Source organism: Cupriavidus sp. Agwp_2 (assembly GCF_040784895.1).
Taxonomy (GTDB): Bacteria; Pseudomonadota; Gammaproteobacteria; order Burkholderiales; family Burkholderiaceae; genus Cupriavidus.
Window position 1 is genome coordinate 2,331,578 of record NZ_CP088084.1, and the last position, 24,329, is coordinate 2,355,906.

The following is a 24,329-nucleotide window of genomic DNA, read 5'->3' on the forward strand; positions in this document are numbered from 1 at the left end:
GCATCAGGCTCCCAGGATCTTGCCGTTGGGCTGGTACACGGGCCAGTAGGTCTGCAGGCTCAGGTCGTTGAGCGCTGCCTTGAGGAAGCGCTGGTCGATCCACTGGTCGACATCGAAGCGCGCGCGGCTCAGGCGGAAGCGATAGGCCTGCTCCACGGCGTCCTTGTAGCGGCTCACCAGGAAGGGGTCGAAGTTCGGGTTCAGGCGCACGCGCAACGGCTCGCCGTCGAAGTCCTCCTTCCAGTGCTCGTACGGCGTGCCGGCGCGGGCCCAGGTGCGCAGGACCTCTTCGCGATGGCTTTCATCGGAGGCCCAGCGCGCGGCTTCGACCGCGGTCTTCACCAGGTGCTGGGTGGCCTCGGGATAGCGGCTGGCGAAATCGTCGGTCACCAGCACGTGGCTCTGGCGCGTGTAGACCGGGGACTGGTTCTTGCTCGAATAGAGGATGCGCACCGCGCCCTTGTCGCGCAGGCGCAGGATGTCCATGGCGCCGATGGCCGCGTCGATGTCCTTCGTGGACAGCGCCGCGAGGTAGCCCGCGGTATCGAGGTTGAGCAGGCGCAGATCCTTGTCGGTGAGGCCGTTGGCCTCCAGCAGGCGCAGCGCCGGCAGATGCATGTTGGTGCCCTTGAACAGCGACACGCGCTTGCCGCGCAGGTCGGCCAGCGTCTTCAGCGGCGAGTCGGGCGGCACGCCGACATAGATGTTGGCGCGCACGCCGGTAGCAAGCACCAGCCGCGTCTTCAGCCCGGCGGCACGGCCGACCAGCGACGGCAGGTCGCCCTGCAGCGCGAAGTCGAGCTGGCGGTTGGCCAGCGCCTCGTTGACCGCGGGGCCTGCGCCCTTGAAGAAGAACCACTCGACGCGCGTGCCGGTGGGCTTGAACGATTCCTCCAGCCAGCCGCGTGCATGGGCGATGGCGAGCGAGCTGCCGGCAAAGCTGGGCGGCGTGCCGGTGGCCGGCTGCGCCACGCCGATGCGGATCACGTCGGGACGTGCGGACGGACTTGCGCTGAACGCGGATAGCGGCGACAGCGATGCGGCCAGGCCGACGCCGGACCACGCGGCGCCGCGCAGCAGGTCGCGGCGGCTCAATCGGGCTTGCAGTGCATCGGTACCGTGGATTCCGGCGGCGTAACGGGGGCGCGGGGTCTTCATCGTGCAGACCTTCTCGAAGTGGAGGACGGCTCCACGATAAGCGGCGCCGCGCGCGCACCTGAACGAATGATTCCGGCATTGGATATCGGCTCGGCGCATATGGCGCACCCTGGTGCAAGGCCGTGCAGCGCCGGCATATCGGCATGCGATCTTCTTCGTTTGCCGAGGCAGGCCCGTGTCCTACAGTCAGCGCTTTCGATCCCCGGCAGGCGCATTTCGCCTGCGACGCCTTCATCATGAGCGACCAACTTGCCGGCGGCCGCCGGCGCTTCCTGCGGCGCGGCGCCGTATTCGGAGCCGCCGCTGCGGGGGCCGTCACCGCAGCGCGTGCGGAGCCGCTGACCGTGCCCCCCTGGACGCGCACGCCCGGCGAGCCGGTGCTGTGGCATCCCTATGGCGAACCGTCCCCGTTCGAGAAGAACGTGGTGCGCCGCAGCCGCAGCGCGGCACCGCTGCCCGGCGCCAATTCATCGATGACGCCGCTGCAGGACCTGCACGGCATCATCACGCCGACCGGGCTGGTGTTCGAGCGCCACCACGCCGGCATCCCGCAGATCGATCCCGCGCAGCACCGGCTTGCCGTCCATGGACTCGTGGCGCGGCCACGCATCTTCACCATGGACGACCTGGTGCGCCTGCCGTCGGTGTCGCGCATCCATTTCCTGGAGTGCTCGGGCAATACCGGGCGCGAGTGGAAAGCGCCGGCCGCCAGATCCGTGCAGATCAGCCACGGCCTGCTGTCGTGTTGCGAATGGACCGGCGTGCCGTTGTCGGTGGTGCTGGACGAAGTAGGCGTATCGCCCGATGCCGCATGGGTGCTCGCCGAAGGCGCCGACAGCGCGGCCATGACGCGCAGCGTGCCGCTGGCCAAGGCGATGGAAGACGCGCTGCTGGTGTACGCGCAGAACGGCGAACGGCTGCGGCCCGAGCACGGTTATCCGCTGCGGCTGTTCCTGCCGGGCTACGAGGGCAACATGAGCATCAAGTGGCTGCGCCGGCTGAAGCTGGGCCGCGCCCCGTTCATGTCGCGCGAAGAAACCTCCAAGTACACCGATTCGCTGCCCGACGGCAGCGCGCGGCAGTTCACGTTCCTGATGGACGTGAAGTCCGTGATCACCTTTCCCGCGCCTGACCACAAGCTGCGCGAGCGTGGCTTCTACGAGATCTCCGGCATCGCATGGTCCGGCCACGGACGCATCCGGCGCGTCGAGGTATCGGTCGACGGCGGCCGCAGCTGGCGCGAAGCACAGTTGCAGGAGCCGGTGCTGGACCGCGCGCTGGTGCGCTTCCGGCTGCCATGGCGCTGGGATGGGGGGGCGGCTTCGCTGGAAAGCCGCGCCATTGACGAAGCGGGCAACGTGCAACCGACGCCTGACCAACTGGTGGCGGCGCGCGGCGTATCTTCTACCTACCACTACAACGCGATCCAGCGCTGGCGCGTGGCCGCTGACGGGAGTATTGCCAATGCGCGCGCCTAGCGTCTTCTGCATGGCCGTGGCAGTTGCGCTTGCCACAGCGACGATGCCGGTGGGCGCGCAGACCTATGGCGTGGGCCGTGCCGCCACCGGCCGCGATCTCGCCGCGTGGAATATCGATGTGACGCCAGACGGCGCGGGCCTGCCGCCTGGCCGCGGCACGGTCGTGCAGGGCGCGCAGGTCTATGCGCAGCACTGTGCCGCATGCCACGGCGCCAATGGCGAAGGCAAGCCCGCCGACAGGCTGGTGGGCGGGCAGGGCACGCTCAAGGACGCCGCGCAGGGCAAGGAGCCGGTCAAGACCATCGGCAGCTTCTGGCCCTATGCGGCAACGGTGTTCGACTTTATCCAGCGCGCCATGCCCTACAACGCGCCGCAGAGCCTCGCCGCCGATGACGTCTATGCGGTCACCGCGTGGCTGCTGCACAAGAACGGCATCGTGCCCGCCGACGCGGTGCTGGACGCGCGCACGCTGCCACAGGTGAAGATGCCCAACCGCGACGGCTTCGTCGCCGACGCGCGGCCGGACACCGCCAACGTGCCATGCCGCAGCGGCTGCCCCGGCAAGCCGTGAATGTGCGCCCGAATCAAATGTGCAGACATGGATATGCGATAAGCGGATAAGCGCCAGCGATTTGATTCGTTGACCGTGCTTGGGGCGGCTCTCTACAGTGCGGGCTTGTACGCGGCATCCGCTGCCGCGCAGGCTTCTCCCCGAATTGCCAGAGCTCGCCATGACGACCGCCACCGCCCACGCCACAGTTTCGCGCCAGCATAGCGCACCGCCTTCCGCCGTCATCGATGCCGGCCAGGATTTCGAGATCCGCGCGCTGGACGCGCCGCTGGGCGCCGAGGTGCTCGGCCTCGATTTGTCCCGCCCGCTGTCCGGCAGCGATTTCGCGCGCATCCATCGTGCCCACCTCGACTACCACGTGGTGGTGTTCCGCGACCAGCAGATCACCCCGGCGCAGCAGATCGACTTCAGCCGCCGCTTCGGTCCTTTGCAGATCCACGTGCTGCACCAGTTCCAGCTGGCTGGCCATCCCGAAGTGCTGGTGGTGTCCAATGTGGTCGAGGACGGCAAGCCGATCGGGCTCGGCGACGCCGGCCACTTCTGGCATTCAGACCTGTCGTACAAGGACAAGCCGAGCCTCGGCTCGCTGCTGCATGCGCGCGAACTGCCCGCCGAAGGCGGCGATACGCTGTTCGCCAACATGCACCTGGCGTGGGACACCTTGCCCGCCGAACTGCAGCGGGCCGTCGACGGCCGGCAGGCCGAGCACACCTACCTGGCGCGCTATGCCGAGCTGCAGCAGCGCAGCCCGTGGCGCCCCAACCTGACGCCCGAGCAGATCGCGCAGGTCAAGCCGGAACTGCAGCCGGTGGTGCGCACCCATCCTGAAACCGGCCGCAAGGCGCTCTTCGTCAGCGAGCACTTCACCACGCGCATCACCGGCCTGCCCGAAGACGAAAGCCGCGACCTGCTCGACCAGCTGTTCGCGCACAGCGTCAGGCCCGAACACGTCTATCGCCACCAGTGGCAGCCGCATGACCTGGTGTTCTGGGACAACCGCTCGCTGCTGCACCTGGCCGCGGGCTGTCCGGACCACCTGCGCCGCGTGATGTACCGCACCACCATCGAGGGCGACGTGCCGCGCTGACGCGGCAATCGCTTCGCCATGCATCCCGGGCGCGCGCAAGCCGCGTGCGTCCCTTCCACGATTCTCCGGAGTTCATTCATGTTCCAACGTTTTTCCCGCAAGCTGGGCCTGCTCGCGCTGAGCGCCGGCCTGGCGATTTCCGGTGGCGCGCACGCCGAAGGCAAGCTGCGCATCGCCGAGCAGTTCGGCGTGGTCTACCTGCTGCTCAATGTGGCGCGCGACCAGCAACTGATCGAGAAGCACGGCAAGCAGCAGGGCGTCGACGTCAAGGTCGAATGGACCCAGCTGTCCGGTGGCGCCGCGGTCAATGACGCGCTGCTGTCCGGCGCGATCGATATCGCCGGCGCCGGTGTCGGCCCGCTGCTGACGCTGTGGGACCGCACCCATGGCAAGCAGAATGTGCGCGGCGTGGCCTCGCTGGGCAACTTCCCGTACTACCTGGTCAGCAACAACCCCAGGGTGAAGACCATTGCCGACTTCACCGAGAAGGACCGCATCGCCTTGCCGGCGGTGGGCGTGTCGGTGCAGTCGCGCGTGTTGCAACTTGCTGCGGCCAGGCAGTGGGGCGACAAGGAGTACAACCGGCTCGACAAGTGGACCGTGGCGGTGCCGCATCCCGATGCCGCTGCCGCGATCATCTCGGGCGGCACGGAAATCACCGGGCATTTCGGCAACCCGCCGTTCCAGGAGCAGGAACTGGCCGGCAATCCGAACGCGCGCATCGTGCTGAATTCGTATGACGTGCTGGGTGGCCCGAGTTCGTCCACCGTGCTGTACGCGACCGAGAAGTTCCGCAACGAGAACCCCAAGACGTACCGCGCCTTCGTCGATGCGCTCGCCGAAGCGGCTGCGTACGCCACCGCCAATCCTGAGGCCGCCGCCGACATCTACCTGCGCCAGACCAAGGCCAAGACTGACCGCGCATTGCTGGTGCGCGTGCTGAAGAACCCGCAGGTGCAGTTCAAGGTGGCGCCGCAGAACACCTTTGCGTTGGCGTCGTTCATGCACCGCGTCGGCGCGATCCGCAACCAGCCGAAGTCCTGGCAGGATTATTTCTTCCAGGATCCGGTCACCGCGCAGGGGAGCTGACCATGGCCACGCACAGCCTGCGCGTGGTGCCCGACCGGGCCACGCCGCTTCTCCCGCCGTTGCTTCAGATTGACGGCGTGTCGCTTGAGTACCGCACGCCCGAGCGCATCGTGCGCGCCACGCACCAGGTCAGCTTTGACGTGCATGCGGGCGACCGCTTCGTGCTGCTGGGGCCGTCGGGCTGCGGCAAATCGACGCTGCTCAAGGCGGTGGCCGGCTTCGTCGCGCCCGCCGAGGGCGAGATCCGGCTGGAGGGGCAGCGCGTGCAGCAGCCCGGTCCGGACCGCATCGTGGTGTTCCAGGAGTTCGACCAGCTGCCGCCGTGGAAGACCGTGGTGCAGAACGTGATGTTCCCGCTGCGGCAGGCGCGCGGCCTGTCGCGCGCCGAAGCGCGCGAGCGCGCGCTCGACAGCCTGGAGAAGGTGGGGCTGGCCGATTTTGCCGATGCCTACCCGCATACGCTGTCTGGCGGCATGAAGCAGCGCGTGGCGATCGCACGGGCGTTGGCGATGCGGCCCAAGGTGCTGCTGATGGATGAGCCCTTCGCCGCGCTCGACGCGCTGACGCGCCGGCGCATGCAGGAAGAGCTGCTGGCGCTGTGGGACGACGCGGGCTTTACGCTGCTGTTCGTCACGCATTCGATCGAAGAAGCGCTGGTGGTGGGCAGCCGCATCCTGCTGCTGTCGCCGCACCCGGGCCGCGTGCGCGCCGAACTCAACAGCCACCAGTTCAGCCTGGCCAGCCAGGGCGGCGCGGAGTTCCAGGCCGCCGCGCAACGCATCCACACCATGCTGTTCGGCGAGCCGGCCGCCGAGGCGCAGCCGCCGCGCGCGCGCAGCGCCGCTGGTCGCTAGCAAGCCGACTGCCGCAATAGACAAATCATGACCCAATCCACCCTGGCGCTCCCCGAGGCGCCCGAGCTTCGCCCCGACTTCCGGCCGCCGGTGCGCCCGGAATACGAGCGCGACATCGAACCCTTCACCGAAGCGCCGCTGGCGCGCGCGCTGCCGTGGCAGCAACGGCTGTGGCAGCACGGCTGGCTGCGCAAGGCCGTGATCCTGCTGGCGCTGGCCCTGGTGTGGGAGATCGTGGCGCGCGTGCAGGACAACGACCTGCTGATGCCGACCTTCCTGGCGACCCTGCGCGCCTTCGTGCAGGACGTGGCCAGCGGCGAACTGCCGGGTAAGGCGGCGGTGTCGTTGTCGGTGCTGCTGCGCGGCTATGCCGCTGGCATCGTGCTGGCGTTCGTGCTGACGTCGCTGGCGGTATCGACGCGCTTCGGCCGCGATGTGCTGGACACGCTCACCGCCATGTTCAACCCGCTCCCGGCGATCGCGCTGCTGCCGCTGGCGCTGCTGTGGTTCGGGCTGGGCACCAAGAGCCTGGTGTTCGTGCTGGTCCACTCGGTGCTGTGGCCGCTGGCGCTGAACATGTATGCCGGTTTCCAGGCGGTGCCGCAGACGCTGCGCATGGCCGGGCGCAACTATGGCCTGCGCGGGCCGCGCTTTGTCGCGCTGGTACTGGTGCCCGCCGCGCTGCCTGCAATCCTGTCGGGCCTGAAGATCGGCTGGGCCTTTGCCTGGCGCACGCTGATCGCGGCCGAGCTGGTGTTCGGCGCGTCGTCGGGCAAGGGCGGGCTGGGCTGGTTTATCTTCCAGAACCGCAACGAGCTCTACACCGACCGCGTGTTCGCGGGGCTGGCGGCGGTGATCCTGATCGGGCTGCTGGTCGAGGGGCTGGTCTTCACCACGCTGGAGCGCCTCACGGTGCGCCGCTGGGGCATGCAGCACTAGCCCCGCGCGGGCTTCAGGCGTAGCCTACGGCACCGGTAAGCCAACCGGAGCCGCCATGACCGCCATCCACCAGGCCGCCGCGCAGGGATTCGCCAGCCAGGCCGATACCTACGCGCGCGGACGCCCCGAATATCCCGCAGCCATCGCTGACTGGCTCCGTGCCTCGCTGGGCCTCGGCCCGGGCCGCACGGCGCTGGACCTAGGCGCCGGCACCGGCAAGTTCACGCGCCGGCTGGCCGAAACCGGCGCCGCCGTGATCGCGGTGGAGCCGGTGGCCCAGATGCGCGCGCAGCTGGCCACTGCGCTGCCAGCCGTGCAGGCGCTGGCAGGCAGCGCCGAATCCATCCCCTTGCCCGATGCCAGCGTCGATGCCGTGGTCTGCGCGCAGGCGTTCCACTGGTTTGCCAACGACCGTGCCCTGGCCGAGATCCGGCGCGTGCTGCGGCCGGGCGGCCGGCTTGGACTGGTCTGGAACGTACGCGATGAGAGCGTGGATTGGGTCGCCCAGCTGACCGCGATCATGACGCCGTACGAAGGCGACGCGCCGCGCTTCTACAAGGGCGACTGGAAGCGGGTCTTTCCGGCCGAGGGCTTCGGCCCGCTGGCGCTGCACAGCTTGCCGTACACGCACGCGGGCCCGCCGCAGCAGGTGATCGTCGATCGGGTGATGTCGGTGAGCTTCATTGCCTCGCTGCCTGGCGCCGAACAGGAGCGCGTGCGCGCCGCGCTGCAGGTTGTCGTCGATGGCCACCCGGCGCTCGCCGGGCGGCAGGAGGTCGCCTTTCCCTATTGCACCGAAGCCTACAGCTGCGAACGGCTGGACTGAGTCGCGCCGCGCTACATCGTCGCGTGCCGGACCCAGAACGCCGGGCCGCGGCGCGCGGCGTCACTGGGCTCGGGCGGAGGCGGCCGGCTGTTGCGCCTGGCGCAGGGGTTCGGCTCGATCTGGTCCCAGATGTGCAGCATGGCCATGATCTTGGGCAAGGCCCTGACGCCGGTGGGCGTCGGCAGCCAGTTGGGGCTGCCCGCGCTGAACAGCGGCGCACCGAGCGCGGCCTCGAGCGCGCGGATCTGGTAATGGAGTCTTTGGGTCTGGATGCCCAGCGCTTGCGCGGCGCGGGCGGTGTCGCGGTGCTGCATCAGTGCGACGAAGGTGCGCAATGAGAGGAAGCTGACGCGCCTGTTCTGAACGAGGGATGCCATGCGTGTGCCATTGCCGGGACGGGCACTGGCGGTGCGCGGGACACCGTTGCGCGGTGGGGGGATGTTCGCCCCCGGGTGCGCGGCCTGTTGCCGGTGGATCGAAGTGAACCGATCGTAGCGGCGCGCGCACGGGGGCAGGGCGAGGAAGCTTCCGAGATAAGCTGGGGAATGGTCTCGATCAGATGGCGATGCCGGCGGGGGCTCAGTGCATCGGCAGGTGGCCGATCGCGGTCAGCGCCTGCATCACCTCGGGCGACAGGCGGCGTTCGCGGCATGGCACGCCGGCGGTCTCCAGCGTGGTCCACACGTCGGCATCGCCGGTGACGATGCGTTGCCGCAGGTGCGCCAGATATGCGTACTCCGCGGATGTCAGCGGGCGCGGTGCGCTGCGCAGGTCATCCAGGATGGCGCCAAGCGAGAGGGCGGGAACGGTCATACCAGGGTCGGGGATAGCAGGGCGGGTCATTGATGCAGTATTGACGCGAGATTCTTGCGCGGTCGGCGCGGTAGGCAACGCATGATTTTATCCAGCCGGTGCAGTGCCTGCTTAACCAAATGCGAGCAACTTTGGCCTCAATTCCGCTTGCATGCGGGCGAGTGGCGATTGCGTGGTGGCAATGTGGCGCATGCTGAGGCTGGTGGGGCGCGCAAGCCGCTTGCACGCGCCTGTTGTCGTTAGAGGCATCCTTCAGGGCGGGCCAGGGTGTTGCATAAAAACGCCAGTGCGACATAGCCGCAGGACATAGCGCAAGCGGCGGCGAAACCACAACCGCGCCGCGATGAGGGACCCCGGCTTGACGGGGGTGCCACCGGCCGGCGCGCGCGGGCTACCATGCGCGTTTGCCGTGCGCCGATGGCTGGCCGCGGCGTGCCCTGACCGTCCCTTGGCCCAGTCCCGCCCCTCGGATTGACGGCAAGGCGACGGCTTCCTTGAGGATCTCCGTGCACCTGGACCCGCAGACCATTGCGGTCGTGATGATGGTGTTTTTCAGCAGCACGCTGGTGATCGCGGCGGGGCTGGTGTTCGCGCTGCGTGCCAGCGAGGCGGGGCGCCTGTGGGCGTCAGGGCATGTGCTGGCATCCGGCGCGGGTCTGGTGCTGGCGCTGAGCGCGGCCAGCGGCACGGTCCACCTGGGCACGCCGGGCGCGGGCGCCTTCGTCATCGGCTGGCTGATGATCTACCGTGGCGTGCGCGTCTACTACGGCGTGCCGGCGCACCCCGGCGCGCTGGCCGGTGCCGCCGCCATCGTGCTGGGCATCCTGGTGACCGCGGGCGGCCTGCCCGACGGGCCGCAGCTGGTGCTGCGCGTGGCCTACGGCGTGCTGGCGCTGGTGTCGCTGGCCACCTTTGCCACGCTGGCGCGCGCCGGGCGCGGGCGGCGCAGCATCGGCGCCCCGCTGGTGCTGGTCGCCAGCCTGGTGCAGCTGGCCACGCAGCTGGCCGGCTTCAGCCATGCCATGCAGCCTGCCGGTGTGGATGCCCCGCCGTTGATCCTGTTCTTTGCCGGCCCGGCGGGCTCGGCCTGGATGCTGGCACCGCTGATCGCGACGCTGCTGGGCCTGTTCGGCTTCACCGTGATGGCGATGGAGCAGATCGTCGCGCACAACGAGAGCGGCGCCCGTGTCGATGCGCTGACCGGCCTGCTCAACCGCGGCGCGCTGGAGATGTCGGCGCTGCAGCTGGTGGCGCGCTGGCAGCGCGACGGGCTGCCGCTGTCCTGCCTGGTCATCGACATCGACTACTTCAAGCAGGTCAACGATACCTTCGGCCACCATGCCGGCGATGCCGTGCTGCGCGAAGTGGCGCACGCGCTGGACAACTCGCGCCGCGCCTCCGACGTGGCCGGGCGCTATGGCGGCGAGGAGTTCTGCATCCTGTGTCCGCACACCGACGAGCAGCAGGCGACCGCGCTGGCCAATCGCATCCTGCGCAAGGTGCGCGCGATCGGGCTGCCCGGTGCGCAGGGCTTTGCCAGCGTCAGCATCGGCGTGGCGCAGCTGCGCGGCGGCCCCGGCAGCAAGGAAGGCCTGTGGCGTGCGCTGTTCGCCAATGCCGACCGCGCGCTGTACCACGCCAAGGAGCACGGGCGCGACCGCTATGTGCTGGCGTCGTCGATGGCCGCGCCGGCGCCGGTGCCCGGCCACGCCACGGCGATGCTGGAACCTGCTGCCGACTCCGTCGCCTGAAATCGGGGGCCGCCGCGCGCCTGGCCTACAATGTCGCCCCGCCCGCGCTCGCGCTGCACCAGCGCTACCCCCGGCCAGCGGGCAACTGATTGTGGTGTCTTGCAGGAAACCTGGAAACAATGATGTCAAACGCATGCGGCCTGGACTTCGGCACGTCCAACTCAACCCTCGGCTGGAGCCGTCCTGACCGCCCCGAGGCGCTGCTGCCGCTGGAAGACGGCAAGGTGACGCTGCCGTCGGTGATCTTCTTCCATGCCGAGGATCCTCTGGTGAGCTACGGCCGTGCCGCGCTCGGCGACTACCTGGCCGGCTATGAAGGGCGGTTGATGCGCTCGCTCAAGAGCCTGCTCGGCACCTCGATGATGGACGACAGCACCGAGGTGATGGGGCAGGCCATGCCGTTCCGCAAGCTGCTGGCGCATTTCATCCGCGAACTGAAAACACGCGCCGAGCAGGCCGCCGGCACCTCCTTCTCGCACGCGGTGCTGGGGCGCCCGGTGTTCTTCATCGACGAAGACCCGGCCGCGGACCGGCTCGCCGAAGAGACGCTGGCCGAGATCGCGCGCGACGCCGGCTTTGCCGAAATTGCGTTCCAGTACGAGCCGATCGCCGCCGCATTCGACTACGAAGCCGGCATCGCGCGCGAGGAACTGGTGCTGGTGGCCGATATCGGCGGCGGCACCTCGGACTTCTCGCTGGTGCGCCTCTCGCCCGAGCGCGCCCGCAAGACCGATCGCCGGGAGGACATCCTGGCCAATGGCGGCGTGCATATCGGCGGCACCGACTTCGACCGCGCGCTCAGCCTGGCGCGCGCCATGCCGCTGCTCGGGCTGGGCAGCCAGCTGCGCAACGGCAAGGCAATGCCGTCAAGCCAGTATTTCGACCTGGCCAGCTGGCACACCATCAACTACGTCTACACGCGCAAGGCCTGGTCCGTGGTGATGGACAACTACCGCGACGCCGCCGACACCGTCAGCCTCGACCGCATGGTGCGGCTGATCCGCGAGCGCGCTGGCCACTGGCTGGCGATCCAGGTGGAAGGCGCCAAGATCGCGCTGTCGGACGCGGCCAGTACCGAAGTCGACCTGCACCGGCTGGAGCAGGGACTGACACTGACGATCACGCGCGAAGAATTCGATGCGTCGATCGACAAGCTGGTGGCCAGGACCGAAAAGACCGTGCAGCAACTGCTGGCCGATGCGGGCGTGGACGGCGACGGCGTCGACACCATCTTCTTCACTGGCGGCTCCAGCAGCGTGCCGTTGCTGCGCCAGCGGCTGGCGGCGCTGCTGCCGCAGGCGCGCTGCGTCGAAGGCGACATTTTCGGCAGCATCGGCAGCGGGCTGGCGCTGGATGCGATGAGGAAGTTCGGCTGAGGAAGCAGGGCGGCTTTACCGGTCCGGCAATCCGCGCAACGCGAAGGCGTCGCCCACGGCCAGCCTGGCCGCCCGCAGGGCGCCACGCGCCGTGGCGGCATCGCCAGCCAGCCTTAGCAGCGCCGGCAATTGCGACGGCGCGCGCAGCAGCGCGCCCAGCACCGCTGCCACATCGGTCTTGCCGCCTTCTCCCATCCCCGCCGCCGCGGCGGCCGGCACGGCGCGGCTCGCCGGGTCGATGACCACGCGGCAAGCCGCGAACGGCAGCCGGCAGGCCGCGGCCATGCGCGCCGCCAGGTGCGATTCCATGTCGACGCACAGCGCGCCGCTGGCCTGCCGCAGCGCCAGTTTTGCGGCGACGTCGAGCACCGGCGCGTCGGCGCCGGCGATCGGGCCGACCCGGGCGTGCGGCAGCGCAGCGTGCAGCGCATGGGTCCAGTCCGGATCGGTGTCGTAGCGTTCGCCGGGCGCGCGGATTTCATCGGCGATGACCAGGTCGCCCGGTGCCAGCGCGGGATCCAGGCCGCCGGCGACACCGAAGCTGACGATGCCCCGGCACTCCCGGCTGGCCATGGCCGACACGCCTTGCTCCAGCGCAATGCCGCGCAGCCCGTGCACCACGCGGCAGTGCGGGCCGGCGGCGATGCCGGCCTCGAAATCCATGCCGGTGACGACCATGACGAAGGGCGCGTTCACAGGCCCCATGTCACGCGGCCGCCACCACCGCGCTGCAGGTTGCGGTAGCGCGCCAGCGCCCACAGCGGAAAATAGCGCGCATAGCCGTGATAGCGCAGGTAGAACACGCGCGGGAAGCCGACCGCAGTGAAGCGCGGCTCCTGCCAGAGTCCGCCCTCCTGCGGCGGACGCTGCGTGCGCAGCAGGTAGCCAATGCCGCGCGCGACGGCGGGATGCTGCACGGCGCCGGCCGCCATCAGCGCCAGCAAGGCCCAGGCAGTCTGCGATGCCACGCTGGGCGCCGTTTCATAGCCGCGGTAGTCGAGCCGGTAGCTGCTGCCGTCTTCGCCCCAGCCGCCGTCTTCGTTCTGGATCCCGGCCAGCCACTCGGTGGCGCGCCGCACGGCGGGCGCGTCGGATCCCATGCCGGCGGCGTTCAGCGCGCACAGTGCGCTCCAGGTGCCGTAGATGTAGTTGGTGCCCCAGCGGCCGAACCAGCTGCCATCCGCCATCTGCTCGGCCAGCAGGTAGCGCAGGGCGCGTGCTGCGGGCTCGCTGCGGGCCGGCGTGGCGCCAATCTGGCACAGCATCGACAGGCAGCGCGCCGAGACGTCCGCGGTGGGCGGGTCGAGCAGCGCGCCGTGATCGGCGAAGGGGATGTTGTTCAGGTAGAGGTGCGTGTTCTCGGGCTCGAACGCGCCCCAGCCGCCGTTGCCGCTCTGCATGCCGACGATCCATTCGGCCGCGCGCGCCGCCGCTTCGTCGTAGCGGCCCGGCGCGGCGTGTTCGCGCATGTAGCGGTCCATCGCCGCCACCACCACGGCGGTGTCGTCGACATCCGGGTAATGCGGGTTGGCGTACTGGAAAGCCCAGCCGCCCGGGCGCACCCGCGGGCGGCGCACGGTCCAGTCGCCGCGCACATCCAGCACCTGCAGCGGCTTGAGCCATTCCAGTCCGCGCCCCACGGCTTCAGCCGCGCGCGCCTCGCCGGTCTCGAGCAGCGCGTGCGCGGCCAGCGCGGTGTCCCACACCGGCGACAGGCAGGGCTGGCAGTAGGCCTCGTCCCCGTGCTCCACCAGCAGCCGCTCGACCGAGCGCCGCGCCACCGCGCGCGCGGGATCATCGGCCGGCACGCCGAGCACGTCGAACATCATCACGCTGTTGGCCATCGCCGGGAAGATCGCGCCGAGGCCGTCCTCGCCGTTCAGCCGCTCGCGCACGAAGGTTTGCGCCGCGGCGATGGCGCGCCGGCGCAGCAGACGCGGGAACACCGGCTCGGCCACGCGCAGCAGCGCGTCGAGCCCGCGGAATACGTTGTACCAGCCGGCATGCTGGTGCGGCGCGCGCGGCGCCAGGCCCGCGCCGTGGTGCTGGTTGGCGAAGAGTTCGTCGATGCCGACGTGGCGCGGGTTGCGCGCGCGCGGGCGCAGGCTGTTCAGCACCAGCAGCGGCACGATCACCGTGCGCGCCCAGTAAGAAACCTTGGACAGGTGGAAGGGGAACCAGCGCGGCAGCAGCATGATTTCCACCGGCATCATCGGCACCGCCGACCACGACATCACGCCGTACAGTGCCAGCAGCGTGCGCGTAAACACGTTGCTGGCCTCGGCGCCGCCCATGGCATGGATGGCCTGGCGCGCGCGCGCCATATGCGGCGCCTGCGGATCGTCGCCGGCCATTTTCAGCGCGAAGTACGCCTTCACGCTGGCGCTGAGATCCGGCCGGCCTTCATGGAACAGCGGCCAGCCGCCGTCGGGGTTCTGGATGCGGCGCAGGTAGCGAGCGATGCGCGCTTCCAGCGCCAGGTCGGGCGCCTCGCCCAGGTAGTGCACCATCAGCACGTATTCGGCCGGGATGGTGGCGTCGGCTTCCAGTTCGTAGACCCAGTGGCCATCGGGGCGCTGCTGGTGCAGCAGCGCATCGACCGCGAGACCGATGCCGTGGTCGAGTGCCTGTGCGGCCGATTGTGGCGCGGCGGGACCAGCCGCCGGACCGAAAGCGGGATCAGCGGCGAACTGGATTGGTGTGGCTGTCGTGGCGAAGTCGGTCTCCTTCATCGACATGCGGACTCCTTGTGCCGGCGCGGGCGGGATGATCCGCGTCCGGCAGCGGCTTGCATCGGCTTACATCGCTGACATCGGCATGCGGCGCTCAACCAATGGCGTGGCGCAGCATGATCCAGAGCAACTGCGCGCGCGGCAGGCGCACGCGCTGGCGCGGCGCCTGCCAGCCTTGCATGCGCAGGCGCGCGAGGATGCGGTGGTAGACGTCGGCCATGATGCGCGGCGAGCGCACCAGCCGTGCCGGGCAGCGCGCCATGATGGCGTCGGCCTGGTCGTAGTGCGCCTGCGCTTCCTGGGCCAGCGCTGCGCAGGCCTGGCCGATGGCCGGATGCGCGACCACCGCCTGCGGCGTGGCGTGGGCGGCATCGATGCCGGCTGCGGCCAGTGCCTCGGCCGGCAGGTACAGGCGGCCGATGGCTGCGTCCTCGTCGATGTCGCGCAGGATGTTGGTCAGCTGCAGCGCGCGTCCCAGATGGTGAGCCAGCACGATGCCGCACGACGTTTCCAGGCCGAACACGCGCACTGCCAGCCGGCCCACCGCGCTGGCCACGCGGTCGCAATACAGATCGAGGGTGGCGGCGTCGGGGGCGCGGATGTCCTGCACCACGTCCATGGTCATGCCGTCGATGACGGCGAGGAAATCCTGCTGCTGCAGGTCGAAGGCGCGGATCTGCGCCGCCAGCGCCTGCATTGCCGCGGGCGGGCCGCCGGCGTAGCAGGCAGCGATGTCGCGCCGCCAGGCATCGAGCCCGGCCAGGCGCTCGGCATGCGGGGCGTTGCCGTCGGCGATATCGTCGACCGCGCGGCAAAACCCGTAGATCTCGAACATGGCCTGGCGCTGGTGCGCCGGCAGGATGCGCAGCGCGGCATGGAAGGAGCTGCCGGCAGAGGCGGCAGCACCTGCGCTGGGGCCGGCCACGGCGGCGGGGGCGTCTTGCGTTGCGATTTGAGTACCGGCCACGTAACTCCTCGACACGCTGCATACCTTCCCGCGCGACGCACGCAACGGTGTGCGCGCCCACGCGCGGGCGGTGGTTGTGGGTCGGCCGATTATAGCAATATCACCCCCGGACCTCGCGGCGGCATGCAGGGCGGCGGGAAGGGCGGCGGGAAGGGCGGCGGGAAGGGCGGCGGGAAGGGCGGCGGGCGGAAGGCGCCGCGCTGCCAACGCCCAAAAGAAAAGCCCCGCGCCGGAGCTGCGGGGCTTGCTGGCCGGCGCGGCGTCGCGAGACGCCGCGGGACCGGGCCGGTCTTCAAAAAAACCGGTATCAGACGGCCTGGATCTTGGTGGCTTGCTCGCCCTTCTGGCCCATGGCCTTGACGTAGCGCACCTTCTGGCCTTCCTTCAACGACTTGAAGCCCGAGCCTTCGATCGCGGAGAAGTGCGCGAACAGATCGTTGCCGCCTGCGTCCGGCGTGATGAAGCCGAAGCCCTTGGCGTCGTTGAACCACTTAACGGTACCGGTTTCCATATCTATCTCAACCTTGGATTTCAAAATGAGCGAAAACGCTCGTTATACACCGTGTGCAACGCAGGCAACGGTTTTTGGGTTCCCGCTGCTGCATCCGTATGACCTCGATATGTCGCTGTCGTGACAACCGAAAGCGTCACGGAACAACACACCAAATGACACACCCCAAAGGGCGCTGCACAAGTGGGAATCATTCTGCCGAATTTTCCCGATGTGTCAATCAGGCGAAGCGCCTAATCATGATGAGAGGTTCCGATAGGAGATATTAACGTCTTCTACTTCGCATTCGATTCAGTGAATTCCCTGAGTCCGCCTGTCTGCGCGGTTTCGACTGAATTTCAGGCGTGTGCCCCTTGAATGCGCGTCGCCTGCCGGTTCCTGGTGCAGAAGGGGCGGGTTTCGGTGCATTGTTTCTTTTTGTTTCAAACCTGGATTACCACATTCGGGGGATGTTTTTTCTGTTCCGGTGCCGCCGGAATCGATCTGGTGCAAATCCCGCAGGCAGAAAATCCGCATGGGGCGTATTTCTAAGAATGATCCTCGCGCAGCGTATATAGGGGGAAGCCCGGACTTGCCGAATGCGCGAGCAATGGAATTCCCCTCCTGCTTCGTGTTGTCCGGAATTCCCGTTGCCTCGCTCCCGCGATCGTGGCAGCTCGGCCGATATTGCCCCGCGGATCCATGGCCCGTCCTGGCATGCGACGCCATGCCCCTCCTCGGGAGCCTCGACGGCGGGTGTCGTGGTTAGGTAACATTGCGGCTTCCGGCTTGCTTCGGCCCCGCTTGCCGTGCGATTGCGATTGACCATGGGCCGCGCCCGCCAGGGTGGATACCAGAGCAGCCGTCAATAGTGCCCGGCGCAGTCGCAGTGGCAGTCGCAGTAGGCAGAGTCGCAGTAGGCAGGGGGGTAGTGGATGAGAATTGCCTCGGTAGAGGACGATCCGGATCAGGCCGAACTGATCCGGCAGATTTTGGGCGAGGCCGGTTTCGAGTGCGAATCGTTCGCCAATGGCGCCGATTTCCTGCGAGCGCTGCGCGAACGGGCGTTTGACCTGCTGATGGTCGACTGGCAGCTGCCCGGCACCAGCGGCTACGAACTGGTCAGCTGGGTGCGGCAGAAGTCCGGCAACATGCCGCCCATCCTGTTTGTCACCAGCCGTACCGGCGAGGCCGACATCGTCGCCGGCCTGAGCGTCGGCGCGGACGACTACATGCTCAAGCCCATCCGCGCCGGCGAGCTGATCGCGCGCGTGCGCTCGCTGCTGCGCCGGGCCTATCCCGAGGCCGCGCAGGAAGTCGAGCAGATCCGGCGCGGCAACTACACGGTCGATCCCCATACCCGCGCCATCAACCTCGGCGGCCAGCCCGTGCAGCTGTCGCCGCGCGAGTATGAGCTGGCCCTGTTCCTGTTCCGCAATGCCGGGCGCCTGCTGGCGCGCGAGGTGGTGGAGCAGGCGGTCTGGGGCCGCGCCATGGGCGCCGGCTCGCGCACGCTCGATACCCATATCTCGCGGCTGCGGCTGAAGCTGGCGCTGCGCCCCGAGAACGGCGTGCGGCTCACCTCGGTGTACTCGCACGGCTATCGCTTTGAGGAAATTTCCGCTGCCGAAGTGGAAGCGAACGAGGCCGGGGCGGATGCGTAAGTGGATTGGCACGGCCGCGCTGGCCTGGGTGGCTGGCGTGGCGGGTCCGGCCCTGGCCGGGCCGGCGGGCGCCGAGGGCGCCGATTTCCTTTACCTGGTGGAGCCAGGCGATACCCTGATCGGCCTGGCCGGGCGCTACATGGCGTCGACCGATGGCTGGCGCACGCTGCAGCGGCTCAACGGCGTGGCGGACCCCTACCGGCTCGTGCCCGGCTCGCGCCTGCGCATTCCGCTGAGCCAGATCCCGGAGCAGGCAGCGTCGGCGCGCGTGGTCTATGTCACCGGCGAAGTGCGCGCCAACGGCCGCCCGGTGCAGGCCGGCATGTCGCTGGACGAATCGGCACGGATCGAAACGCCGGCGGCCGGCTCGGTCACGCTGGAACTGCCCGATCGCAGCCGCATCACCCTGCCGCCAAATACCACGGTGGCGGTGCGCCGGCTGCGTACATTCGCGCGCAGCGGCCTGACCGATACCGTGATCCGCATCGACAAGGGCGGCGCCGATACCCGCGTGGCACCCGAGGGCAGCGGCGTGGGCCGTTTCGAGTTGCATACGCCGATGATGGTCACCGGCGTGCGCGGCACCAGCTACCGGGTTTCGGCCGACGCCGCAGGCAGCCGCAGCGAGGTGCTGGAAGGCCGCGTCGGCGTCAGCGCGGCGCGCCAGGCCAGGCGCGCGCCTGAGGGGCGCGCCATGACCGCCGCGGCGCAAGTGAGTGCAGGCTACGGTGTCGGCGTGTCCGACCGTGGCCAGCTGTCGCAACCGGTGGCGCTGCTGCCGGCGCCGATGCTGCTGCCCCCTGCCGATACCGTGCTGGGCCCGGCCTTCGACGCCGCCTGGCAGCCAGTGCCCGGCGCCAGCGCGTACCGCGTCACGGTGGCGCGCGACGCGGCGCTGACCGAACTGGCCTGGAGCGGCACCACCACCGACACGCGCGCGCGTCCGCAGGACCTGCCGGAAGGCACGCTCTATCTCGCCGTCAGCGCCATCGACGCCAACCGGCTGACCGGCCTTGCCGCGCAGGCGCCGGTGGCCGTGCGGCTGAACCCGCCGGCGCCGTTCACGCTGCAGCCCGCCGCCGATGCGGTGCGCTATGGCGAGACGGTGGCGTTCGCCTGGGCGGCGGTACCTAGTGCCGCCAGCTATGAACTGGCCGTGGCCGGCGATGCCGGCTTCAGCAGCGAGGTGGCACAGCACCCCGCTGCCGAGCCGGCCAGCGCGCAGCCGCAGGCGCCGGGCCAGTACTGGTGGCGCGTGCGCAGCGTTGACGGCGTGGGCCGGCCGGGCCCGTGGTCGGCGCCGGTCGCTTACCGAGTCGAGCCGGCAGGCCCCGTGCCGTCGATGCAGGACGACGGCAAGACGCTGCACCTCGGCTGGCCCGCCGACGCGGGCGGCGGCACCGGCTTCCGGGTCCAGCTGTCGGCTGATGCCGGCTTCGCCACGCCGCTGGTGGACCAGCACAGCGAAACCAACACCTTCGAGTTGCCGCGCCCGGCGCCCGGCGTCTACTACGTGCGGGTCGCCCGCGCGGCGCCTCGCACGGTGCTTGACCCGGCGGCATTCTCGGCGCCGCAGCGCATCGAGATCCTGACGTACCTGCTCGACGGCGCCGGCGCGGCCATCGGCACCGGTGGCGGGACGGACGGTGGTGGCATCCGCCTCCACTGAACCGGCCGCGCCCGGGCGCGCCTTCGGCCGCCGCACGCTGGCCGAATGGTGCGTGCTGGTCGCGGCGGTGCTGGCCCTGGTGGTGCTGGCCGCGCGCCAGGGCTGGACCGAGCGCGCCGACCTGGCCGCCTACGACATCGCCATTGCCGCCCAGCACCATCCCGCCCGCGACGACATCGTCATCGTCGCCATCGACGACGCCAGCATTACTGCGGTCGGCCGCTGGCCCTGGCGCCGCGCGGTGCTGGGGCAACTGGTCGAGCGCATTGCCGCCGGCGCCCCGCGCGTGATCGGCGTCGACGTGATCCTGTCCGAACGCGACACGCGCTATCCGCAAGACGACGCGCTGCTGGCGCGCAGCCTGGCGCAGGCCGGCAACGTGGTGCTGCCGGTAGTGGCCGAGCCCGGCGCTGACGGCATGCTGGTGCGCTACCCGCTGGCCGGGCTGGGCGCCGCGGTCGGCCATATCAACATGGTGGTCGATACCGATGGCGTGGCACGCCAGGTCTGGCTGCGCGAGGGACCGCACCCGGTCGAGGCCGCCGGCGTGCCGCACCTGGCCACGGTGATGGCCCAGTTTGGGCACGCACCGCGCTCGCTCGGCAGCTACCGCCAGGAAGCCGTGCGCTTCACGGAAAGCAACGGCTGGGAGCGCAGCGGGCGCGTGCGCATTCCCTACGCCGGCCCGCCCGGCACCTTTGCGCGCGTATCGGCGCGCGACGTGCTGGAAGGCCGCATCGATCCCGCGCGCTTTGCCGGCAAGGCGGTCCTGGTGGGCGCCATGGCCACCGGCATGGGCGACGTGCTGCCCACGCCGGTGTCGCGCGACGGCCGCGGCATGAGCGGCGTCGAAATCCTGGCCAATACCCTGCAGACGCTGACGGACGGCGATGCGATCCTGGCCGTGCCGCACGCGTGGCAGCTGGCGGGAACGCTGCTGGCGGTGCTGCTGGCGGCGCTGGCCCCGCTGCGCCTGCCGCCGCGCGGCGCGCTGGTCGCCACCGGGCTGCTGCTGGCGGCCTTGCTGGGCGGCTCGCTGGTGCTGCTGGCGCTGGCACGGCTCTGGTTCGCCCCGGCCGCGGCGGCGCTGGGCTGCGTGCTGTTCTACCCGCTCTGGGCATGGCGCCGCCAGGAAGCGGCGCTGCGCTTCCTGACCGACGAACTGGCGCGGCTGGAGCGCGAGCCGGGCCTGATGCCCGCCCCGCACTACACCGGCGTCACGCTGGACAGCCGCATGCGCGCCGTGTACGGCATGAGCGCCAGGCTGCGCGGCATGCGCCGGTTCCTTTCGGACGGGCTCGAAAGCCTGCCCGATGCCACCGCCATCTGCGACCTGGCGGGCGGCGTGATGCTGGCCAACCGGCGCTGCGCGGCGCTGGCGCCGGCGGTACTCGGCAGCGTGGCCACGGCACGCGATACCGGCCAGCCGCGGCCGCCCATCCGCGACGTGATCGAGGCGCTGTTCCCGGCGCCCGCGCCCGCGCTGGCGTACTGGCACGCGCTGCATGCCCGCCACGCCGGGGTCGGGCCGGGGCAGGAGCCCATGCCCGAAGGCGGCATCGAGGTGGCCGGGCGCGGCGACCGCCGCTACCTGCTGCACGGCGCGCCGCTGCACGGCGAGGCCGGAGCGGTGGCGGGGCTGATCGTCAGCGTCACCGACATCACGGCGATCCGCGTGGCCGAGCGCCAGCGCGAACAGATGCTGCGCTTCCTGTCGCACGACATGCGCTCGCCGCAGGCATCGATCCTGGCGCTGATCGAGCTGCACGAGCGCCGCGTGCGCCGCGACGCCGCCGCTGCCGCCGCCGACGCCGCCGCCGCCGCCCACGGCCACCATGGCGCCGCGCAGCCCGGCAGCGCCGGCGATGGCAACAGCAATAGCGCCGTGCTGGACCGCATCGCCGCCCACGCGCGCCGCACCATGACGCTGGCCGACGATTTCATCAGCGTGGCGCGCGCCGAGTCGCAGTCGCTGAGCTTTACCGAGGTCGAGCTCGGCGGCCTGGTGCTGGATGCCACCGACCAGCTGTGGGCGCTGGCCAATGCCCGCAGCGTGCCGCTGCAGGTCGACCTGCCCGACGAGCCCGCCGTGCTGCGCGGCGAGCCCGCGCTGCTGGTGCGGGCCATCGCCAACGTGGTCAGCAACGCGATCAAGTTCAGCCCGCAAGGTGCCGAGGTGGCGGTGACGCTGACGCGCGACCGGGAGCATTTCGTGATCGCGGTGCAGGACCATGGCCCCGGCATCGAGGAGGCCGACCAGGCGCGGCTGTTCGAGCCCTTCGTGCGCCTGCACGAGGGCCAGCAGGGCGCGCCGGACGGCACCGGGCTGGGCCTGGTGCTGGTGCGCGCGGTGGCCGAGCGGCATGGTGGCAAAGTCACGGTGCAGAGCGCGGCAGGTGCCGGCGCCACCTTCCGGATCGAATTGCCGGCCGGTCAGCGCGCCTGACAGCGCGAGCCATGGCAGCGCGAGCCATGGCAGCGCAGGCCATGTCAGCAATGTGTTCGCCGACACAATTGTTGCCATTCAAACAAGGCGGAATTGCGTAGCATCGAACCGCCGCTGGAGCCGCATCCGGCGGTTTTTTTGCGCCCTTGCCAGCTCCCCCAACGGCCTTACTGGCTCGGGCGGCTTTTTCGCGCGCCGTGCAGCCCGCAGGCCATCATGCGTGCACGGTGTCCGGTTCGCGCCGCGCGCGGAACGTGAGCACGAAGCGCGTCCTGCCCGCGGCCGACTCGGCGGCGATGGCGCCGCCGTGCGCGGCCATGATCGCCTGCGTGATCGCCAGGCCCAGCCCGGTGCCATCCGAATCCGGCCGCGCGCGCGACTTGTCGGCGCGCGAAAAGCGGTCGAACAGCGACGGCAGGAATTCGGGCGGAATGGTTTCGCCTTGGTTCTCGACCACGATATCCACGGCTTCCGCCCCCTCCGCACCCTCCGCCGCGCCGGGGCGCGGCACGATCGTCACCACGATGGGCTTGCCCGCGGCGGCGTGCCGCAGCGCGTTGGACAGCACGTTGCTGAGCGCGCGCCGCACCATCAGCCGGTCGCCGGTGATGCGGCCGCTGCCGTGCTGCCGCAGTTGCACGCCCTTGTCCTCGGCCAGCGCATCGTAGAAGTCGAACAGCGCCGCGACTTCCTGCTCGACCGCGATGCGCTCGGCGCTGGGCAGCGTGATGCCATGTTCCATCTTGGCCAGGAACAGCATGTCGGACACCATGCGCGAGAGCCGCTGCAGCTCCTCGGCGTTTGACGCCAGCACCTCGCGGTACTTGGCCGCATCGCGCGGCTGCGACAGCACCACGTCGGTCTGCGTCATCAGGTTGGTGATCGGCGTGCGCAACTCGTGCGCCAGGTCGGACGAAAATTCCGACAGGCGCCTGAAGTCGTCCTGCAGCCGCGCGAGCATGGCGTTGAGCGTGGCGGCCAGGTCGGCCATTTCCACCGGCACCGCTGCCACCGGCATGCGCTCGTCGAGCTTGTGCGCGGTGACCGTGCGCGCGCGCGAGGCCATGGTGCGCAGCGGCGCCAGCCCGCGGCGCGCCGCCCACCAGCCCAGCAACCCGCTGGCCAGCGCGGCCAGCGCGGTGTAGAAGGCGAGCGAGCGGCGGAACGCGTGCATGAAATGCGCATGCAGCGCGGTGTCCATGCCGACCACGATGCGCAGCGCGCCGGCGCCCGGCACCTGCGCCACGGCGCGCAAGCCGCGGTAAGCCTGCCCGCGCTGTTCCCAGGCGAAGGTATCGCGCTGCGCCGGCAGCGCCGCGGCCACGCCCAGCGCGGGGCCGAAGTCGAAGCCGTGCGTGGCGTACACGGGCTGGCCCTCGGCGTTGCGCACCTCGGCGACAAAGCCGGGGTGGTGCTCCAGCGCCTGGCCGAGCCGCTGCGGCAGCGACGCCATCGGGCCTTCGGCCGCGATCTGGCGGACCAGGCGCACGTTGTCGTCCAGCACCGCGTAGTCCTCGTCGGCGAAATGGCTGTCCATCGCCAGCCAGATCAGCACGCCCAGGCCCAGCAGCACCGCCGCCGACGACAGCGAAAACAGGATCGTGAGCCGCGCCGTCAGCGACAGCCGGCCTTTCATGCCGCATCCTCCGGGTCCGGCTCCTCCAGCACATAGCCCATGCCGCGCACGGTCTGGATCAGCCGGGGTTCGAAGCCGTCGTCGATCTTGGCGCGCAGGCGGCGGATGGCTACGTCGATCACGTTGCTGTCGCTGTCGAAGTTCATGTCCCACACCTGCGAGGCGATCAGCGAGCGCGGCAGCACTTCGCCGCGGCGCCGTGCCAGCAGTTCGAGCAGCGCGAATTCCTTGCTGGTCAGCGTGATGCGGCGCCCGGCGCGGGTCGCGCGCCGGCGCCCGAGGTCGAGCACGAGGTCGGCCACCTGGATCCGGTCGAGCGCCATCTGCGCCGCGCCGCGCCGCAGCAGGGTGCGTACGCGCGCCAGCAGTTCGGAGAAGGCGAAGGGCTTGACCAGGTAGTCGTCGGCGCCCAGCTCCAGGCCCTTGACGCGGTCCGCCACGCTGTCGCGCGCGGTCAGGAACAGCACCGGCACGGCGTTTTCGGCGGCCCGCAGCGCCTGCACGATGCGCCAGCCGTCCATGTCTGGCAGCATCACGTCGAGGATGACGAGGTCGTAGGGCTCGGTCATGGCCAGGTGCTGGCCGTCCAGCCCGTTGTGCACCAGGTCGACGACAAAGCCCGCTTCCGTCAGGCCCTGGCGCAGGTATTCCCCGGTCTTGGTCTCGTCCTCCACTACCAGCAGTTTCATCGGCCTTGGCTTCCTTGTGATCGATCAGTCCGGCAACTGTACGCGCGCGCGGTGCGCGCCAACATGACCGGAAGATTACCGGATTGTCATGTTC

At 69.9% G+C, this 24,329-nt stretch carries 21 protein-coding genes; 12 read left to right on the forward strand and 9 right to left on the reverse strand.

Annotated features, from left to right (window positions below; all coding sequences use genetic code 11):
- Positions 1-3: 3 nt before the first annotated feature.
- Positions 4-1,158 (reverse strand): ABC transporter substrate-binding protein, encoded by a 1,155-nt coding sequence (locus LPA45_RS28330; RefSeq protein WP_233528114.1) that lies wholly within the window; start codon positions 1,156-1,158, stop codon positions 4-6.
- A gap of 236 nt (positions 1,159-1,394) precedes the next feature.
- On the opposite strand from LPA45_RS28330, the gene soxC reads away from it, so the two are divergent.
- The 7 genes from soxC to LPA45_RS28365 all read left to right on the forward strand — a co-directional run bounded on the left by soxC (position 1,395) and on the right by LPA45_RS28365 (position 8,002).
- Positions 1,395-2,636 (forward strand): sulfite dehydrogenase, encoded by a 1,242-nt coding sequence (soxC, locus tag LPA45_RS28335; protein ID WP_116319385.1) that lies wholly within the window; start codon positions 1,395-1,397, stop codon positions 2,634-2,636.
- Complete coding sequence (locus LPA45_RS28340; RefSeq protein ID WP_116319386.1) at positions 2,623-3,207, forward strand: c-type cytochrome; 585 nt, start codon at positions 2,623-2,625, stop codon at positions 3,205-3,207. Before soxC ends, LPA45_RS28340 begins: the two co-directional genes overlap by 14 nt.
- A 160-nt stretch (positions 3,208-3,367) precedes the next feature.
- A complete protein-coding gene (locus tag LPA45_RS28345; protein WP_116319387.1) occupies positions 3,368-4,294 on the forward strand; it encodes a TauD/TfdA family dioxygenase in 927 nt (308 codons plus the stop codon).
- Positions 4,295-4,372: 78 nt separating this feature from the next.
- On the forward strand, positions 4,373-5,383 hold the full coding sequence (locus LPA45_RS28350) for an ABC transporter substrate-binding protein (protein WP_116319388.1): 1,011 nt from the start codon (positions 4,373-4,375) through the stop codon (positions 5,381-5,383).
- A 2-nt stretch (positions 5,384-5,385) separates the two neighbouring features.
- Positions 5,386-6,237: an ABC transporter ATP-binding protein gene (locus tag LPA45_RS28355; protein WP_116319389.1), complete on the forward strand. Its 852-nt coding sequence runs from the start codon at positions 5,386-5,388 to the stop codon at positions 6,235-6,237.
- A 27-nt stretch (positions 6,238-6,264) separates the two neighbouring features.
- Positions 6,265-7,176: an ABC transporter permease gene (locus LPA45_RS28360; protein WP_116319390.1), complete on the forward strand. Its 912-nt coding sequence runs from the start codon at positions 6,265-6,267 to the stop codon at positions 7,174-7,176.
- A 55-nt stretch (positions 7,177-7,231) separates the two neighbouring features.
- A complete protein-coding gene (locus LPA45_RS28365) occupies positions 7,232-8,002 on the forward strand; it encodes a class I SAM-dependent methyltransferase (protein WP_116319391.1) in 771 nt (256 codons plus the stop codon).
- 11 nt (positions 8,003-8,013) lie between these two features.
- Here LPA45_RS28365 and LPA45_RS28370 read toward each other — a convergent pair whose 3' ends face one another.
- Together LPA45_RS28370 and LPA45_RS28375 are read right to left on the reverse strand one after the other, a co-directional pair.
- A complete protein-coding gene (locus tag LPA45_RS28370; RefSeq protein ID WP_116319392.1) occupies positions 8,014-8,379 on the reverse strand; it encodes a LysR family transcriptional regulator in 366 nt (121 codons plus the stop codon).
- A gap of 202 nt (positions 8,380-8,581) precedes the next feature.
- A complete protein-coding gene (locus LPA45_RS28375; RefSeq protein WP_199414577.1) occupies positions 8,582-8,815 on the reverse strand; it encodes an IclR family transcriptional regulator in 234 nt (77 codons plus the stop codon).
- A 506-nt stretch (positions 8,816-9,321) separates the two neighbouring features.
- On the opposite strand from LPA45_RS28375, the gene LPA45_RS28380 reads away from it, so the two are divergent.
- Together LPA45_RS28380 and LPA45_RS28385 are read left to right on the forward strand one after the other, a co-directional pair.
- Positions 9,322-10,566, forward strand: coding sequence for a diguanylate cyclase (locus tag LPA45_RS28380; RefSeq protein WP_116319608.1), 1,245 nt, complete (start codon positions 9,322-9,324; stop codon positions 10,564-10,566).
- A gap of 119 nt (positions 10,567-10,685) precedes the next feature.
- The gene (locus LPA45_RS28385) at positions 10,686-11,942 is read left to right on the forward strand and encodes an Hsp70 family protein (protein ID WP_367395061.1); all 1,257 of its coding nucleotides are present in this window, start codon (positions 10,686-10,688) and stop codon (positions 11,940-11,942) included.
- Between the two features lie 15 nt (positions 11,943-11,957).
- Here LPA45_RS28385 and LPA45_RS28390 read toward each other — a convergent pair whose 3' ends face one another.
- The 4 genes from LPA45_RS28390 to LPA45_RS28405 form a co-directional block, all read right to left on the reverse strand.
- Positions 11,958-12,638, reverse strand: a complete 681-nt coding sequence (locus LPA45_RS28390) for a phosphorylase (RefSeq protein WP_116319609.1) — start codon at positions 12,636-12,638, stop codon at positions 11,958-11,960.
- Complete coding sequence (shc, locus tag LPA45_RS28395) at positions 12,635-14,680, reverse strand: squalene--hopene cyclase (RefSeq protein ID WP_233528115.1); 2,046 nt, start codon at positions 14,678-14,680, stop codon at positions 12,635-12,637. The genes LPA45_RS28390 and shc overlap by 4 nt, the downstream gene beginning before the upstream one ends.
- An 88-nt stretch (positions 14,681-14,768) precedes the next feature.
- The gene (gene hpnD / locus LPA45_RS28400; protein ID WP_116319395.1) at positions 14,769-15,641 is read right to left on the reverse strand and encodes a presqualene diphosphate synthase HpnD; all 873 of its coding nucleotides are present in this window, start codon (positions 15,639-15,641) and stop codon (positions 14,769-14,771) included.
- A gap of 307 nt (positions 15,642-15,948) precedes the next feature.
- Positions 15,949-16,152 (reverse strand): cold-shock protein, encoded by a 204-nt coding sequence (locus LPA45_RS28405; RefSeq protein WP_029045406.1) that lies wholly within the window; start codon positions 16,150-16,152, stop codon positions 15,949-15,951.
- A gap of 914 nt (positions 16,153-17,066) precedes the next feature.
- On the opposite strand from LPA45_RS28405, the gene LPA45_RS28410 reads away from it, so the two are divergent.
- From LPA45_RS28410 to LPA45_RS28420, 3 genes are read left to right on the forward strand one after another with little or no spacing between them, the layout of a single operon-like run.
- Entirely contained in the window at positions 17,067-17,795 is a 729-nt protein-coding gene (locus LPA45_RS28410; RefSeq protein WP_116319396.1) for a response regulator transcription factor, read from the forward strand.
- Positions 17,788-19,464: a FecR domain-containing protein gene (locus tag LPA45_RS28415; protein ID WP_116319397.1), complete on the forward strand. Its 1,677-nt coding sequence runs from the start codon at positions 17,788-17,790 to the stop codon at positions 19,462-19,464. The genes LPA45_RS28410 and LPA45_RS28415 overlap by 8 nt, the downstream gene beginning before the upstream one ends.
- Positions 19,442-21,910: a CHASE2 domain-containing protein gene (locus tag LPA45_RS28420; protein WP_317922745.1), complete on the forward strand. Its 2,469-nt coding sequence runs from the start codon at positions 19,442-19,444 to the stop codon at positions 21,908-21,910. Before LPA45_RS28415 ends, LPA45_RS28420 begins: the two co-directional genes overlap by 23 nt.
- Before the next feature lie 214 nt (positions 21,911-22,124).
- On the opposite strand, the gene LPA45_RS28425 is transcribed toward LPA45_RS28420, so the two are convergent.
- Entirely contained in the window at positions 22,125-23,546 is a 1,422-nt protein-coding gene (locus LPA45_RS28425; protein ID WP_116319399.1) for a heavy metal sensor histidine kinase, read from the reverse strand.
- Positions 23,543-24,235 carry a heavy metal response regulator transcription factor gene (locus tag LPA45_RS28430; RefSeq protein WP_116319400.1) on the reverse strand — a complete coding sequence of 231 codons (693 nt, stop codon included), beginning with the start codon at positions 24,233-24,235 and terminating at the stop codon, positions 23,543-23,545. The genes LPA45_RS28425 and LPA45_RS28430 overlap by 4 nt, the downstream gene beginning before the upstream one ends.
- Positions 24,236-24,329: the final 94 nt, after the last annotated feature.